The organism is Microbacterium luteolum (genome assembly GCF_039533965.1).
Taxonomy (GTDB): Bacteria; Actinomycetota; Actinomycetes; order Actinomycetales; family Microbacteriaceae; genus Microbacterium; species Microbacterium luteolum.
The window spans coordinates 1493593-1509099 of the sequence record NZ_BAAAUN010000001.1; the positions used below are offsets into that span (position 1 = coordinate 1493593).

General features: G+C 67.9%; 18 protein-coding genes. 6 read left to right on the forward strand and 12 right to left on the reverse strand.

Features of this window, described 5'->3' with window-relative positions; translation table 11 throughout:
* Nucleotides 1-36: 36 nt before the first annotated feature.
* Complete coding sequence (locus tag ABD648_RS07245; protein WP_282214293.1) at nucleotides 37-468, reverse strand: Asp23/Gls24 family envelope stress response protein; 432 nt, start codon at nucleotides 466-468, stop codon at nucleotides 37-39.
* A gap of 196 nt (nucleotides 469-664) precedes the next feature.
* Here ABD648_RS07245 and ABD648_RS07250 point away from each other — a divergent pair, with 196 nt between their 5' ends.
* The gene (locus tag ABD648_RS07250; RefSeq protein ID WP_282214294.1) at nucleotides 665-1255 is read left to right on the forward strand and encodes a TetR/AcrR family transcriptional regulator; all 591 of its coding nucleotides are present in this window, start codon (nucleotides 665-667) and stop codon (nucleotides 1253-1255) included.
* Entirely contained in the window at nucleotides 1256-2962 is a 1707-nt protein-coding gene (locus ABD648_RS07255; RefSeq protein ID WP_282214295.1) for an MDR family MFS transporter, read from the forward strand. It begins immediately after the preceding gene.
* 7 nt (nucleotides 2963-2969) lie between these two features.
* Here the strand turns inward: ABD648_RS07255 and ABD648_RS07260 are convergent, their stop codons facing one another.
* On the reverse strand, nucleotides 2970-3134 hold the full coding sequence (locus tag ABD648_RS07260) for a hypothetical protein (RefSeq protein WP_282214296.1): 165 nt from the start codon (nucleotides 3132-3134) through the stop codon (nucleotides 2970-2972).
* Nucleotides 3135-3319: 185 nt separating this feature from the next.
* On the opposite strand from ABD648_RS07260, the gene ABD648_RS07265 reads away from it, so the two are divergent.
* Nucleotides 3320-3619: a hypothetical protein gene (locus ABD648_RS07265; protein ID WP_282214297.1), complete on the forward strand. Its 300-nt coding sequence runs from the start codon at nucleotides 3320-3322 to the stop codon at nucleotides 3617-3619.
* Nucleotides 3620-3629: 10 nt separating this feature from the next.
* Here the strand turns inward: ABD648_RS07265 and ABD648_RS07270 are convergent, their stop codons facing one another.
* The 9 genes from ABD648_RS07270 to ABD648_RS07310 form a co-directional block, all read right to left on the reverse strand.
* Nucleotides 3630-4343, reverse strand: coding sequence for a TIGR00266 family protein (locus ABD648_RS07270; RefSeq protein ID WP_282214298.1), 714 nt, complete (start codon nucleotides 4341-4343; stop codon nucleotides 3630-3632).
* A gap of 55 nt (nucleotides 4344-4398) precedes the next feature.
* Nucleotides 4399-4671: a hypothetical protein gene (locus tag ABD648_RS07275; RefSeq protein WP_282214299.1), complete on the reverse strand. Its 273-nt coding sequence runs from the start codon at nucleotides 4669-4671 to the stop codon at nucleotides 4399-4401.
* Nucleotides 4672-4746: 75 nt separating this feature from the next.
* Nucleotides 4747-6774 (reverse strand): DUF5074 domain-containing protein, encoded by a 2028-nt coding sequence (locus tag ABD648_RS07280; protein WP_282214300.1) that lies wholly within the window; start codon nucleotides 6772-6774, stop codon nucleotides 4747-4749.
* 44 nt (nucleotides 6775-6818) lie between these two features.
* On the reverse strand, nucleotides 6819-7826 hold the full coding sequence (locus ABD648_RS07285) for a hydroxyacid dehydrogenase (RefSeq protein ID WP_282214301.1): 1008 nt from the start codon (nucleotides 7824-7826) through the stop codon (nucleotides 6819-6821).
* Nucleotides 7823-8740: a carbohydrate ABC transporter permease gene (locus tag ABD648_RS07290; protein WP_282214302.1), complete on the reverse strand. Its 918-nt coding sequence runs from the start codon at nucleotides 8738-8740 to the stop codon at nucleotides 7823-7825. The genes ABD648_RS07285 and ABD648_RS07290 overlap by 4 nt, the downstream gene beginning before the upstream one ends.
* Nucleotides 8737-9666: a carbohydrate ABC transporter permease gene (locus ABD648_RS07295; RefSeq protein ID WP_282214303.1), complete on the reverse strand. Its 930-nt coding sequence runs from the start codon at nucleotides 9664-9666 to the stop codon at nucleotides 8737-8739. Before ABD648_RS07295 ends, ABD648_RS07290 begins: the two co-directional genes overlap by 4 nt.
* Before the next feature lie 68 nt (nucleotides 9667-9734).
* Nucleotides 9735-11030, reverse strand: a complete 1296-nt coding sequence (locus tag ABD648_RS07300; RefSeq protein ID WP_282214304.1) for an ABC transporter substrate-binding protein — start codon at nucleotides 11028-11030, stop codon at nucleotides 9735-9737.
* A 100-nt stretch (nucleotides 11031-11130) separates the two neighbouring features.
* The gene (locus tag ABD648_RS07305; RefSeq protein ID WP_282214305.1) at nucleotides 11131-12225 is read right to left on the reverse strand and encodes a substrate-binding domain-containing protein; all 1095 of its coding nucleotides are present in this window, start codon (nucleotides 12223-12225) and stop codon (nucleotides 11131-11133) included.
* A 7-nt stretch (nucleotides 12226-12232) separates the two neighbouring features.
* A complete protein-coding gene (locus tag ABD648_RS07310) occupies nucleotides 12233-13276 on the reverse strand; it encodes a zinc-binding alcohol dehydrogenase family protein (protein ID WP_282214306.1) in 1044 nt (347 codons plus the stop codon).
* Between the two features lie 71 nt (nucleotides 13277-13347).
* On the opposite strand from ABD648_RS07310, the gene ABD648_RS07315 reads away from it, so the two are divergent.
* Nucleotides 13348-13713 carry a winged helix-turn-helix transcriptional regulator gene (locus tag ABD648_RS07315; protein ID WP_282214307.1) on the forward strand — a complete coding sequence of 122 codons (366 nt, stop codon included), beginning with the start codon at nucleotides 13348-13350 and terminating at the stop codon, nucleotides 13711-13713.
* A gap of 20 nt (nucleotides 13714-13733) precedes the next feature.
* On the opposite strand, the gene ABD648_RS07320 is transcribed toward ABD648_RS07315, so the two are convergent.
* Complete coding sequence (locus tag ABD648_RS07320) at nucleotides 13734-14306, reverse strand: TetR/AcrR family transcriptional regulator (protein ID WP_282214308.1); 573 nt, start codon at nucleotides 14304-14306, stop codon at nucleotides 13734-13736.
* 70 nt (nucleotides 14307-14376) lie between these two features.
* Here ABD648_RS07320 and ABD648_RS07325 point away from each other — a divergent pair, with 70 nt between their 5' ends.
* Both ABD648_RS07325 and ABD648_RS07330 read left to right on the forward strand, forming a co-directional pair.
* Nucleotides 14377-15084, forward strand: a complete 708-nt coding sequence (locus tag ABD648_RS07325) for an SDR family NAD(P)-dependent oxidoreductase (RefSeq protein ID WP_282214309.1) — start codon at nucleotides 14377-14379, stop codon at nucleotides 15082-15084.
* A gap of 2 nt (nucleotides 15085-15086) precedes the next feature.
* Nucleotides 15087-15467 carry a YybH family protein gene (locus ABD648_RS07330; RefSeq protein ID WP_282214310.1) on the forward strand — a complete coding sequence of 127 codons (381 nt, stop codon included), beginning with the start codon at nucleotides 15087-15089 and terminating at the stop codon, nucleotides 15465-15467.
* Nucleotides 15468-15507 lie beyond the last annotated feature (40 nt).

The window sequence follows — 15507 nt, forward strand, 5'->3', positions numbered from 1 at the left end:
CTAGGAGATTCGGAACGGATGCGCCATCGGATCGGATCATCTCTCATCCGGCGCCGCATCGTCGCCCGTCGCGATGTGCACGTCGTCGACGGTGACGTTGACCTCGGTGACCTCCTTGCCGACGAAGTCGACCATCGCGCGATGGATCGCAGCGCGCACGTCATCGGCGACCTTCTGCAGCGAGACCGGATACTCGGCGACGATGGTGACGTCGACGGCGACCTGGGTCTCGCCGACCTCGACACTGATCCCCTGCGTGAGGTCGCTCGTGTTGAGCGCATCGCGGATCGCGCCGACCATGCGGGCGGCTCCTCCGCCGAGGGCGTACACGCCGCTCACCTCGCGCGCGGCGATGCCGGCGATCTTCGCGACGACGGCATCCTCGATCGTGGTCGTGCCGGGCGCGACGGCCTCGCGAGGCGCGACGGCCGGGGTCCCGGCCTGAGCGGCATTCGTCACATTCGCCATGGTGAGCTCCTTCTTACGTCTCTCGCATCCGCGCAGGGTGCGGGTCGCAGGTCAGCGACACCACTAGGACGGATGCCGGGCGCCGATCGTCACAGATCCGTCCGACATTTCTCTGTGAAGGGTGCCGACCGAGCTCACAGTGCACTCCAAGCTTCAGAGTGCAAACTTGCACTCTATGGAGCAAGGTGCAGATTCTTTGAGAGAACAGCGCAAGCGCGAGACCTCGCGCGCGCTGACGAAGGTCGCCAGGCGACTCACGGCGGATCAGGGCTTCGCCGGCTTCACGGTCGAGGAGCTCTGCGCCGAGGTCGGGGTCTCGCGCCGCACGTTCTTCAACTACTTCGAGAGCAAGGAGAACGCGGTCTTCGGCTTCGCCACGATCGACTCCCGGCAGGAAGCCCTCGAGGAGGCGTTCGTCTCCGAGCGCGGCGAGCTGCTGGACGACTTCGTCGGTCTGACGATCCACCGCTTCGGACTCATCAACCCTCTCGAGGATGCCGCCGAGCTCTTCGCGGTCATCGAGCAGGAGCCGCGGCTGCTGAAGGCCGCCTTCGAGCAGATCGCGAAGAACGAACGCCGCGACATGGAGCTGATCGTGCGCCGCATGGGCGATGTCGCCGATGCCGACATGCGCGCCGAGGTGATGGTGCACTCCGTCGGCGCCCTCGTGCGCCTGTCCATGGACCAGCTCCTGCACCACCACTCGACCGATTCCTTCGAGACGCTCATCACCCGACGTCTCGAGCTCGCCCGCGCGCTCTACGCTCCGTCACAGAAAGCCGACTGAATGTCCGCCACCGCCACCCCCACCAAGGATGCGCCCTTCCTGCTCACGAAGCGCCGCATCTGGATCATCTTCAGCGCACTCATCGCCGGGATGCTGCTCTCCAGCCTCGACCAGACGATCGTGTCGACCGCGATGCCGACGATCGTCGGACAGCTCGGGGGCGTCGACCACCAGGTCTGGATCACCACCGCCTACCTGCTGGCGACCACGATCGTGATGCCGATCTACGGCAAGTTCGGCGACGTCCTGGGCAGGAGGAACCTGTTCCTCGTCGCGATCGCGCTGTTCACGCTGGCATCCGTCGGCTGCGCCTTCGCCACCGACTTCTGGATGTTCGTCGTGTTCCGCGCCCTCCAGGGCCTCGGAGGCGGCGGTCTGATGATCCTGTCGCAGGCGATCATCGCCGACATCGTCCCCGCGAACGAGCGCGGCAAGTACATGGGCCCGCTCGGCGCCGTGTTCGGCCTCTCGGCCGTCGCCGGCCCCCTCCTCGGCGGATTCTTCGTCGACCACATGACCTGGCAGTGGGCGTTCTACATCAACATCCCGGTCGGGATCGCGGCCTTCATCATCGCGCTCGTGGCGCTCAAGCTCCCGAGCAAGAAGGCCGAGAAACCGATCGACATCTTCGGAGTGATCTTCCTCTCGATCGCCACGACGTGCCTGATCTTCTTCACCGATTTCGGCGGTGACGCCGAGTTCGGCTGGGATTCGCTCGCCACGTGGGCCTGGGGCGCCGGGCTGCTCGCCGCGGCCACCGCGTTCGTGATCACGGAGTCCCGGGTGCAGGACCCGATCATCCCGCTGAGCCTCTTCCGGAACCCGATCTTCGTCAACGCGACGGCGATCGGCCTGGTACTCGGCATCGGGATGTTCGCCGCCATCGGGTTCGTGCCCACGTTCCTGCAGATGTCGTCCGGCACGTCGGCCGCGGCATCCGGCCTGCTGATGATCCCGATGATGGTGGGCCTCATCGGAACGTCGATCTTCTCCGGCATCGCGATCTCGAAGACCGGGAGGTACCGGATCTACCCGATCGTCGGCACGATCCTCACGGGCATCGCGATGGTCTCGATGACCACGCTCTCGGCGACGACACCCATCTGGCTGATCTGCGCCTTCCTGTTCGTGTTCGGCGCAGGCCTCGGACTGATCATGCAGGTGGTTGTCCTGGTGGTGCAGAACGCCGTGCCTGCGAGCGAGATCGGCACCGCGACGAGCACGAACAACTACTTCCGCGAGGTGGGGGCCTCGCTCGGAACGGCCGTGTTCGGGACGATCTTCACGACGCGCCTGACCGAGAACCTGCTCGGCGTGTTCGCCGACGCTGGCGCATCACCGGATGCCGCGTCTCAGGCCGCGTCGACGATCGACCCGTCCACGCTGAGCTCGCTGCCCGACGAGGTGCGCGACGGCATCGTCACCGCGTATGCCGACGCCCTCGCCCCGGTGTTCTGGTTCCTCGTGCCGTTCATCGTGCTGGCGCTGGTGCTGTCGCTGTTCCTCAAGCAGATCCCGCTCTCCGACCAGGCCGGGCTCGTCGCTCGCGGCGAGGCCATCAGCGGCGAGGAGGCGGAGCGGCTGGAGGCCGAGCTTCGCGGCACCGGGCGGACGTATTCCGGACGGACGGATGCCGCAGCGGTGGCCGCGGGAGACGATCCGGCGGGGCCGGTGGGCGACGCCGAGACGACGCCCACCCGCCGCTGACGCACGATCAGGGGAGGTCGGCGACGTCCACCTCCTCGTCGTCCTCCGACGCCTCTTCTTCCTCCACGGGAGAGGAGGCGTCGGGGTCGTGATCGTTCGTGACGAAGTCCGGGTCGACGCCGACGGCGTCGACTTCGGGCCGGTCGTCGGGAGTGCTCTGCGGGTCTGACATGGTCGTCTCCGATCGGTCGTGCGGATGGGAGCGCCAGTCTCGTCGGGCGCGGGCCGAGACCGGATCCCCTTGACATCCCGCGCCCGATCGGCCTGCCGCCCCGGCATCCGCTCGTGATCCTGTCAAGGGGCTACCCGTCTCCCTGTGCTCCCGGCATCCTGCAAGGGAGGACAGGCAGGAGAATGATGGAGCAGGAATCAGACCAGCGGTTCGTGTTGACCCAGGTCAGCGCGGAGGCCTGGGCGATCCACGACCTGCACTACCCCGACGGAGATCACCGGCGCATCGTCTGTCGGATCTACGAGGACATACCGGCCGACGTCGAGGTGCTGTGGCTGCGCGATCTCCCGCTCGCCCCGCGCTATCCGTCGGTCGACGACGTGCTCGAGTCGGTGCGCCGCTTCCAGGACGCGTCGCGCGCCACACGCCCGATCCCGATCCCCCATCGTCCGCCGCCGTCGCTGCGACGCCGGGACCGAGGGTGATCGAGGGCTCCTAGGAGTTGCTCGACCCGGACGAGCGGTCGGGCAGGTAGGGCTCGATGGCGGCCGCGAGCTTCGCGGGCGTCATCGACTGCAGCCAGATGCGTCCGGGGCCGTGGATCTCGGCGAGGAACAGCGAGTCACCGAAGAACTTGTTCTTGATGCCCTTGATCGACGTGAACTGCAGATCCATGCTCGCGTCGAACATCGCGAGATGCCCCGGATGGATGAGCAGGGACTGCCCCGCCGCCAACGTGTACTCCGTGATCTCGCCGGCGAGCTGAACCCATGCGGTGCCGGAGCCGGTGAGCTTCTGGAACACGACTCCCGCGCCGCCGAAGATACCGGCGCCGAGCTTCTTCTGCAGCCCCACCGAGACCTGGACGTCGCTCGTGCTCGCCGTGTACGACCCGGCCTGCACCATGAACTGATCGGCCGCGTCGATGTCGATCTGCCGGATCGTCCCGGGCAGCTGCGCCGCGAACGCGACGAGACCACCCTGCGCCGGAGCGGTGTATTCGGTGAGGAACAGCTGCGCTCCACCCAGCACGCGCTTCAGACCGCTCATGAAGCCGCCCTGTCCTCCGGTGCCGTGCACGGTCGACGTGTCCAGAGCGAACCCCGCCGACATCCAGGCCACGTCCCCGCCCTCCGCCACGATCCTCTCGCCCGGGTCGAGGGTGACTTCGAGCACGGGCATGGTCGTTCCTGAGATGGATGACTTCATGCATCCGACGATAGAGGTGACGGCGACCGGTGCGCCAGCCTTCCTCGACCGGCGGTCAGTACTCCCATTCGGCATGCGCGTAGTCGCCCATGTCCGACGGCGGTCCGGTCGCCGGATCGTCGTCGATCGCGATCACGACCCGGCTCGTCCGCGAGATCAGCGCGCTGAGGCGCACGCCCTGCGAGATGAAGCCGACGAACGTGCCATCCGATCGTGCGGCGTCCTCGATCCGGCGCATCAGGTCGTCGAGGTCCTGCCCCGGACTGAGCAGGAAGTCATGACCGTCGATGTCGACGTGGGTATGAGTTGTTGCCGGTGCATCGCTCATGGGCCGAAGGTACGCTCGTTCCGCCGACTCGCTCAGGGGGTTGCGCTCGCGCCTCCGATGCGCACGGCCGCGAGCTCACGGCCTCCGCGGGTGGTCGTCGACCTTCACGAGCGTGCGTCCGCGCAGCGTGTAGACGGCCCCGTCCTCGTCGACGTTGAGGTGCGGTCCGCTGTACCAGCCGCCGTTGATCGCCGCCACGACGGTGGTGACCTCGAACGTCTTCGGATCGATGCGGAAGAGCGTGGTGTCGGAGACGCCGTAGATCACGCCACGAGCCGCCTTCATCGCCACGAACCCGGGAGCGATCGACTTCAGATCGACGGTGTGGACGATCTGCCGACGCGGGCGGTCGATCACGAACAGGGTGCCCCGCTGCGTGAGCGCGAAGAGGTATCGGCCGTGGCTCGCAAGAGCACCGATCCCGTTCGCCTGCGCGGTCTCGATTCGCCAGAGCTCGCGATGGGCGATCGGATCCCACGCCACGATCGTGCCGCGCGGGCCCGTCTTCTGCGCATTGTCGCCGCCGAGATAGGCGACGCCGTCCACGGCGACGACCGCACGGACGAGCTGCACGTCATCGATCGGATTGATCGCGTGCGTGCTCGCGCCCGTGGCGGGGTCGTACGTCCAGAGCGAGCCACCGCCCTCGGTGTCGGCCTGCGCCGCCACCAGGAGCAGCCGGTTGCAGTCGTCCCAGTGCGTGTCGAGCGGCCGGTTCTGCTCGGAGGGAAAGGACGCCACGCGGTGGATCGGCTCTCCGGATGCGGGATCGTAGGACCAGATGCCCTGCGAGTTGTACTGACCGGTGTAGAGCACGCCGCCGATGACCTCGGCATCCTTCGCCTCACCCGGTGCGCGGAGGTTGATGACCTCGCCGCTGCCCAGATCGTGGCGCGCGATGCCGCCGTTTCCGCCCACGTACGCGAACCCAGCGCCGACCGCGATGCCCATGCAGGTCTGTGCACTGACCGGCGCCCCCGCGTCACCGAGATCGACCTCGGATCGCATGGTGCCGTCGCGATCGAAGGCCGCGACGACCGCGTATCCCGACACCGCGACGAGTCCGCCGTCGTGGGGATCGAGGCCCCAGATCTCGCCGAGGTCGATGGTCAGCGGAAGCTGCTCGACCTCCGCCGCTCCCGGCGACCAGCGCAGCACGCCCGCCTCGTTCGCGCAGTACACGTCGCCGTCGATCACGGCGAAGCTCTTGGCCGTCTTACCGATCGAGGTGACGAGCTCGTACGACGTGTGATCGGCGAGCGAGATGGCAGCGATCTTCGACTGCTCGAGGGAGCCCGCGGTCGAGGCGAGCAGCCGCTCGCCGTCGACGGCGAGTTCGCGGATACTCGGGTCGTTCACCATCTCGGTCGGCGTGATGTCGGCGAAGGCGGCCGACGCGCGGTCGTAGGAGTAGAGCGCGGCCCGGCTGGTGTCGGTGCCGCCGCCGAGCGTGCTGCCAGCGCCGAAGTAGACCGTCTGGTCGGTCGCGGCCACCGCACGGGCGAGCGTCGCCTTGGCGTCTGGCACCCCGAGGCTCGTGACGGCCCCGGTCGACGGGGAGTACTGCCAGAGGGCCGGGGCGCCGGTGCCGCCGCCGCCGACCGCGAAGACGGTGCCGTCGGGGGAAACGGCGAGGTCGCGCACATCACGGTCGCCGATCCGCCCGATCGACACGGCGGGCGCGGAGAGATCGGCGAGGTCCCACCGGTAGAGGTTGTCGCTTCCCGCGGCCTTCTGCAGGATGCCGGCGTAGAGGATCTTCCGTACCGGATCGACCGCCAGCGCCTGGATGCTGTGACCCGTGGCCAGGGTCGTGGAGTCGATCACCTTCCCCGACGCGACGTCGAAGGCGAGGATGCCGGTGGGCTCGAGGTTGCGCGAACCGATGTACACGACTCCGTCGAGCAGTACCCCGCTCATCAGCGAGTACTGCTCGATTCCGGGCCCGATCTCGGTGATCGTGGTTCCCTTGCGGCCGGTGTGGAACGCCGACGCTGCCGCTTGCGCCGGGGGCGGCGATACGACGCCGACGGCCGCGGCGAGCGCGCCGCCGACTCCTGCCAGCAGGAGGGTGCGACGGGTCAGGTTCGAGGATTCGGGCATGGTGATGCTCCTTGGGTCGTCATTGAACGGCGGAGTGGATCAGGTCAGGCGGTGATGGCGAGGAGGTCGGGTTCTATCTCGTGCAGGAGCGGCTCGCCGCGGGCGATCCGCCGCAGCTCTTCGAGCATCGCGCCGGAGAGCCGGCCGAGCTCTTCCCCGAGCGACCCCGCGATATGCGGCGTGAGCAGAGCATTCTCCGCCGTGTACAGCGGATGGTCCGGCTCGAGGATCCACGGCACCGTGACGTCGAGGATCGCGAAGAGCTCGCCGGCGACCACGCGGCGCGTGAGCGCCTCCTGATCGACGAGCTCGCCCCTCGCGGTGTTGAGCAGGGTCGCGCCGCGGCGCATGAGGCCGATGCCGCGCGCGTCCACCAGGTCGCGTGTCGACGGCAGCGAGGGAGCGTGCACGGAGACGACGTCGCTCGTGCGGAGGAGCTCGTCGAGAGAGACCGAGGCGACGCCCAGGACAGCCGCCTCCGCGTCGTCCAGGTAGGGGTCGTAGACCACGACCTCGAACGCGTAGGCCTTCAGCATGTCGATCACGATCCGGCCGATCTTCGACGCGCCGATGATGCCGATCCGCTTCCCGTGGTTCCCCATCTCCGGAAAGGCGGCTTCGATGTCGAACTGCGTTCGGAGGTCCCGGTAGCGACGGGCGATGGGGAGCACGCGCTTCCCGGCGAGGACGATCATCGCCACCGCGTATTCGGCGACGGGCACGGCGTTGGCGGCGGCCGCCGAACTGACCCGCACGCCGCGGTCGACGACCACGCGATCGAGGTACGGCTTGACCGTGCCGGCGGCGTGCAGAACCGCCTCGAGCCGTGGGGCGGCGTCCAGCAGTGCCGCATCGATCCGCGGTGCACCCCAGCCCGTGATGAGCACCTCGACGCGGTCGAGGACGCGGCGCGCGGCGGCGGAGTCGAACTCGGTGAGATGGCCGGCGACCTCCGCGATCGCCCCGTACTGCTCCATCGAGCGGGCCGGGAACACGCGGTGCCTGACGGAGTCCGGCATCGCGAAGGCGATGACGGGGCGACGCGGGCTCATTTGACGCTCCCCGCGGAGAGGCCGGCCCGCCAGAACCGCTGCAGCATCACGAAGGCGATGATCAACGGCAGCACCGAGACGAAGGAGCCGGCGATCACGAGGGTGGAGAACTCCGGGTTCTGCTGCACCTGGCTCTGCCAGAGCGCGATGCCGACGCTGGACGGGAACAGATCGCGGTTCTGCAGCATGATCAGCGGCAGCATGAAGTTGTTCCAGATGCCCACGAACTGGAAGAGCGCGATGGTGACGAAGCCGGGGACCAGCATCGGGAAGCCCACCTGGAGGAAGCTGCGGATCGGGCCGGCGCCGTCGACGCGTGCGGCCTCGAGCGTCTCGGCCGGCAGGTAGCCCGAGGAGAAGACGCGCGCGAGGTACACGCTGAACGGGTTGCACAGGGTCGGGATCAGCACGGCCCAGATGGTGTTCGTGAGACCGATGGAGGCAGCGAGGAGGTAGAGCGGGATCACCGTGGCGGTGTTCGGGATGAGGACGCCGACGAGCACGGACGCGTAGAGGCCGCGCTTGCCGCGGAACTCGAACTTGTCGAACGCGTATCCCGCCATCAGCGACACGAATCCGCCGACGATGGCGCCGACGCCGGCGTAGAGGATGCTGTTGCCCAGCCAGCGCAGGAAGATGCCGTCGTCCTGGCCGAGCAGTCGCTGCATGTTCGCGACGAGATCCGATCCGAAGGCGAAAGCGTCTCCGGAGTAGAGCTCGCCGGCGTTCTTCGTCGCGGCGAACACGAGCCACAGCAGCGGCAGCACCATGTAGGCGGAGCCGAGGATCAGCAGGCCGTTGACCGCGACCTTCGACGGCAGGTGACGCCCGCCCGCCAGGTTCCGGCGTGGGGTCCGCGGCGGTTTCGCGGGTGCCGCGGCGCGGGGCGCCGGACGGTCGATCACGGAGGTCATCGCGTCGGCTCCTTCGAGGTGAATCGGGTGACGACGAACGACAGCAGGCCGGCGAGAAGCGCCAGGATGATGGAGGCGGCTGCGGCCTGCGGCAGGTTGTTGCGGTTGAACGCCGCGTCGTACGCCCACATGTTCGGCACCCAGGTGCTGGTGACCGCGGTCGTCGCGGAGGACAGGATCTTCGGCTCGGTGAACAGCTGGAGGGATCCGATGACGGTGAACAGCAGAGCCACGCCGATGGCGGGCCACACGAGCGGGGTCTTGATCGAGAAGGCCGTGCGGATCTCACCGGCGCCATCGACGCGTGCGGCCTCGAGGATCTCGCGGGGCACGGCCTGGAGAGCGGTGAAGAGGATGATCACGTTGTAGCCCGCCCACTCCCACACGGCGATGTTGACCATGGAGGGGAGCACGAGCTGCACCGAGAGGAAGTCGATCCCGATCCCGCCGGATTCCAGGGCCTTCACGATCGGGCTCACCCCCGGGGTGTAGAGGTAGGCCCAGATGAGAGCCGCGATGACACCGGGGACGGCGTGCGGCAGGAACAGCAGCAGCTGGAACGCCCGCTTGGCGTAGGCGACGGCCGAGTCGAGCAGCAGTGCGAGAACGAGGGCGACCACGAGAAGAGACGGGACGTAGAGCAGGCAATAGAGGGCGAGCCGCCCGAATCCGTCGGTGAAGGTACGGTCGGACAGGACCTCGAAGTAGTTCCCGAGCCCGACGAACTCGGTGGTCGAGCCACCGAACCCGAGGCCGCTGCGCTTCTCGGCGAAGAGGCTCATGCCGATCGCATAGATCACCGGGGCGATCATCGTCAGCGCGAACAGGGCGAAGAAGGGGATCAGGAAGACGGAGGCGGTGCGCCCGCCCGTTCCCGGGATCGTCTTCCTCGTCGTCCGCCGCTTCGCGGTTGCGGGAGTTGTCATCGTCGTCATCCTTCGATCTGAACCGCCGGGCGGGCACCGTTCTCGACGCCCGCCCGGCGATGCATCAGCTAGTCCTTGATGTCGAGGCCGAGCTTCTCGAGCCCGTCGACGGTGGCCTGCTGCGTCGCGGTCAGCGCTTCGCTCAGTGTGGGCGAGGCGGTGACGGAATCCTTGAGGGCCGTGGCCGTGAGGTCGTACTTCGGTCCCCAGGCCCACGGTCCGAGGTTCGCCGACGCCTCGTCGAAAACCTCGTAGATGTCGTTCGCGTAGTAGTCGACGGGAGCGACGGATGCCGCGACGTCGGAGAGCCCGGGGTAGGCCGGGTACGCGGTGCCCACGGCGCCCCGCGCCTCGATCGCATCGGGTGATGTCACCAGCCACTCGAGGAAGACGGCTGCGGCCGCGGCGTTCTCGGAGTTCTCGGGGATCGCGAAGCTCGTGCCTCCGCTGAGCGCACCCGTCGGCTCGCCATCCCACGACGGCGGAGCGGCGGCGATCCACTTGCCGGCCTGACCGGATGCCTCGGTGCGGGTCTTGAGCGCGGACGCGCTCCAGGAGCCGCCGACCCAGGCGTTGACCACACCGCTGTTCAGATCCGCGGTCCATTCGTCGCTGAAGCCGAGCTGCGCCTTGACCAGGTCCTCGTCGATCAGGCGCTGCCAGTAGTCGGCGACCTCCTGCGACTTCTTGTCATCGACCGAGACCTTCCAGCTCTCGTCCTCGACGCTGAACCATTCGGCTCCCGCCTGCCAGGACATCGGTGCGAGCTGCGGCTCGTTGGTGAAGAAGCTCGTCAGATAGGCGTCGGGGTTCACGGCCTTGACCGCACGCGCCGCCTCTTCGAACTCGTCCCAGGTGGTCGGGACCTCGACGCCGGCGGCCTCCAGGACGTCCTGCCGGTACCAGATGACCATCGGCGGCGCGTCGTAGGGAAGGGCATAGGCCGCATCGCCGAACGAGACCAGGTTGCGCACCTGCTCGTCGTACTCCCCCAGGATGTCCTCGGAGACGAGGTCGTCGACGGGCGCGAGCTGCTCGGCCGCGACGAACCCGGGGAGCCGGTCGTACTCGATGCCGACGACGTCGGGTCCGCTGCCGGACTCGATGGCCGCCGACAGCTTGGTGTAGCCGCCGTTCGCTCCGTTCGGGATCTCCTCGAACTTCACGGTGATGTCGTCCTGGCTCGCGTTGAACGCGGCGACGACATCGGCCATGCCGCTGAGGAACGACCAGAAGGTGACCTCACCCTTCGGGGTCTCGGTCTTGACGGGTTCGGCCGCGGGAGCGCTGGCAGCGCAGCCCGCGACGAGTGCGGAAGTGGCGACCAGTGCCGCCACGGAGAGGGAAGTTCGACGCAGGGACATCGCGGGTTCTCCTTTGAATCGTTGACCGTGCGAGATCGATCATTCGTCACCCGACGCGATTCACCAACACAACGGAGGGTTTTCTCACAAAACCTAACAATCAGGCGGTGCGAACCGAGGATTCACGAACCACCAGCGCTGGCAGCAGCGCCATCCGCACGGGCGTGTGCGCGGCACCCGCAGGTTGCTTCAGACGGTCGACGCACAGGCGCAGGGCGGCGTGACCGAGCTCGTGCTTGGGCGGCGCGACGGCGGTCAGCGGCACGGTGGCGAAGGCTGCCACCTCATCGTCGTAGGCGACCACAGCGAAATCCTCCGGAACCCGCAGTCCGCGCTCCAGCACCAGATCGAGGAACGCCATGGCATCCGCATCGCCGAGCAGGATCGCTGCCGTGATCCCCTGTGCCACGCACTCGTCGAGCAGCTCGTCGAGCTCTGCGATGTTGGCGTTGTCACCGATCTGCGGGTGCGAGAGATCACGGCGGAGTGCGAAAGCGGATGCCGGCTCGATCGCGGCCATGGCACGCCGGAAGCCCGCATCCAGCCCGGCGACCGTCGCCGATGGTCGGGCGGCGAGCGCGATAGCCCGATGTCCCTGCTGCGCGAGGTGACGCACCGCGACCTCCGCCCCATGCGCATGGTCGGTGCGGACCCATTCGAGGCGTCCGGCGAGGTGATCCTCGACGGATCGCTCGACCATGACGATCGGGATGCCCGCCTCCTCCAGCATCCGCTGCAGGGGCGAGCTCCCGGCGATCGTGTCGTGCGGCGTGATCATCAGTGCATCGACGCCGCTGGCGATGAGCCGCTCCGCCTGGCGGAACTCCTCCTGCGACGAGTAGTTCGTCGCGCCGACGACCAGGCGGCAGTTCGACTCGTGAGCCGCCTGACTGGCCCCGCGGATCACCTCGGGGAAGTAGTACTGGGTGGTCGGCACGATCATGCCGATGGTCGCCACCGGTCGGGGGCGGGCACGCGCCCCCGACCCGTCCTCGCGGGACTGCTGCTGAGCGACCGCGAGCGAGATCGCTCCCCCGTGCACGCGGGCGAGCAGTCCCCTCTGCTCCAGAGCGACGAGGTCTCGCCACAGCGTCATCGGGGTCACGCCGAGCCGCGCCGCGAGGACGGCGCTGGTCAGCGAGCCGCGCAGTTCGAGCTCGCGGAGGATGGCATCGTGCCGGGCGGCAGCAGTCATAACCACATCACGATAGTGGATGCGCCTCTTCCGGCCAGTCCGTGACGACGACCTTGCCGATCGTCTGCGAGGCCTCGACGATCTCATGCGCTCGGCGCATGGTCGCGGCATCCAGAGGTGTCAGATGCTCGGTCATCGTGGTGTGGATCACACCCTCGTCGACGAGTTCGGCGACCTGCTCCAGGAGCTCGTGCTGGTAGTGGTCGGCGGGGTCGGTCACCGGGCGGGTGAACATCAGCTCCCAGTGCCAGGTCACGCTCTTGCCCTTCAGCGCGTCGATGCTGCCGCCGGTCTCGTCGATGGAGACGACCTCGCCCCGCGGACGGATGACGTCGGCGATCGCGCGGACATTGCCGGGCGTGAACGACGTGAAGACGTAGTCGACGCCGCTCGGAGCGATCGCGGAGACCTCGTCGACGAAGTCGCGGCCGACGACGTGATCGGCGCCCATCCGCTCCACCCATTCCACCGACTCCGGGCGCGAGGCGACAGCGATGACCGTGAGCTTCGTGAGCGCCTTTGCGAACTGGATGAGGAGCGATCCGACACCGCCGGCCGCACCGATGACGAGAAGGGTCCCCTCGCTGCGGTCATCGAGACGGAGCTTGTCGAACAGCGCTTCCCACGCCGTGATCGCCGTCAGCGGGAGCGCTGCCGCCTCCGCGACGGACAGCGAGCGCGGTGCGTGCCCCACGATGTTCTCGTTGACGAGGTGGTAGCGGCTGTTCGTGCCGGGGCGGTCGATCTGGCCCGCGTAGAACACGCGGTCACCCACGGCGAAGCGGGTGGCCTGATCGCCGAGGCCGACGACCACGCCGACGGCGTCGTAGCCGAGGATACGATGCGCACCGGATGTCGGCGAGCCGGCGCGGACCTTCACATCGACGGGGTTGATCGATACGCCCTCGACCTCGACCAGGAGATCCCTGCCCGTCGGGGATGGAACGGGCAGGGTGAGGTCGGAGAGCGACTCGGGATCCGTGACAGGTCGTCGGCCGCGCGCGCCGATCGCGGGCATCTGGTCGGGGAGGGAGAAGGTGTCGTTTGCCATGCCCGTCACGCTATCCGAAGACCCCCAGTTACCCGCAAGCGCCCTAAGTATCCAAGAGATACCATGGACGGATGCCGACCGAGACCGCCTGCCGCATCGATGCTCCTCATGACGTTTATGACGCGCAATGCCCCTGCCGCGGAGTGCTCGATCTGCTCGCGGACAAGTGGAGCGCGCTGGCGATCGGGGCGCTCAGCGACGGGCCGCAGCGATTCGGGGAGCTCAAGACGCGCCTGCAGGGGATCAGCCCGAAGGTGCTGACCGCGACGCTGCGGCGCCTGGAGGCGCGCGCACTGCTGGTGCGCACGGTCTTCGCCGAAGTACCGGTCCGCGTGGAGTACTCCCTCACCGACCTCGGCGTCGACGCCGAGAAGCCGTTGCGGGCCCTCCGCGGCTGGGTCGAAGCCAACATCGAGCGCTTCCCGCCCGCCGACTGACACGGCTGCGTCTCGCAGCCTCAGGTCGAGGCGCCGGCCTCGAGCATCCGGGCGGTGCTGTCCCACTGGGATTCGATCAGCGACGGATCATTGCGCAGCTTCGCCAGCAGGACGAGACCTTCGAGGTTCGCGACGACGGCGATCGCCATCTCACGCCGATCGTCGCCGAGTGCCGCTCCGACCATGTCGACCTGGGTGTCGAAGATCTCCTGGAGCCGCTCCCGGATGACCGGCTCCGTGGACGAGAGCTCAAGGGCCAGGTTGCCGAACATGCACCCGGCGACGGCACCGACGCCTGACTTCGCCTCGCGCTGCACGGCGGCGGTGGCCTCGAAGAGCCGGTGCAGGCGATCGACGGGGCTGCCCTCCGCCGACAGAATGCTCGACCACTCCTCTTTCTGTCGGCGCCAGTGCTCATCGATCACAGCGACGGCGAACTCCTGCTTCGACGGGAAGTAGTAGTAGAAGCTGCCCTTCGGCGCACCCGCTGTGGCGCTGATCTCGGCGACGCCGATCGCCCCGTACGAGCGCTCGCCGAAGAGCCGCTCTCCGGCTTCGAGCAGCCTCTCCCGTGCATCCGATGTCCGACCCATTTGACAAGTATATGACCGATCGTCTATAACGGTCAATATCAGTAGTTGACCGATCGTCTATAGGAGAATCATGTCTGTTCAGAAAGTCGCGATCATCACCGGCGCCTCGCAGGGAATCGGTGCCGGACTCGTCGCCGCCTACCGGGAGCTCGGATACGCCGTCGTGGCCACGTCCCGCTCGATCACGGACGGCGACGACCCGGGAACCGTCGCCGTCCCCGGTGACGCCGCCGATCCCCGCACCGCTGTGAACGTGGTCCGCACCGCCCTCGACCGCTTCGGACGAGTCGACACGCTCGTCAACAACGTGGGAGTGTTCACCGCCAAGCCCTTCACGGACACCACCGAGGAGGACTACGCGCTCAACCTGGGCGTCAACCTCGGAGGCTTCTTCCACTTCACGCGGAACGCGATCGTCCCCATGCTCGAGCAGGGCGGCGGACACATCGTCAACATCACCACGACACTCGTCGAATCCGCACGATCCGACATCCCGTCGGTGCTCGCCTCACTCACCAAGGGCGGGATCGCGGCAGCCACGAAGTCGCTCGCCGTGGAGTACGGCGACCGCGGCATCCGCGTCAACGCCGTCTCGCCGGGGATGATCCTCACTCCCCTGCAGGGCGGCGCGACACCGGAGCAGCTCGCGGCTTTCCACCCTCTGCAGAAGGCCGGCACGGTGGATGACATCGCCCGCGGGGTCGTCTACCTCGAGCAGAACGAGTTCGTCACCGGCGAGTTCCTGCACATCGACGGCGGCCAGAGCGCGGGGCACTGACCATGACCGCGCAGGTGACGCCCTCGGCAGCCCGGATCGCACCGGCGCTGTCCCGATGGCAGCAGGGAATCGGCGACGGAGACCTCGATCGCATCGCCTCCGCCTTCACCGCGGACGCGCTCTTCCAGGGCCTGCGGCCGCACCACTCGATCGGGCGTTCAGGGGTTGTGGCGTATTACGACTCCCAACCGGTGCCCCTGACGGTGGAGTTTGACGTCCTCCGGGCGCACGACCTCGGGGATGACGCGGTCGTTGCCTACCTGGGGGCTGTGTTCCACCTCGAGGGGCGAGACGACATCGTGACGCACCTCACGCTGGTCTTCGAGCGTGCGGACGACGACGAACTCCTCATCTCGCACTACCACGTGTCCCGCGTGGACTGAGCGGAGGGGGTGGTGCCCCTAGGCGGACACCACCCCCTCG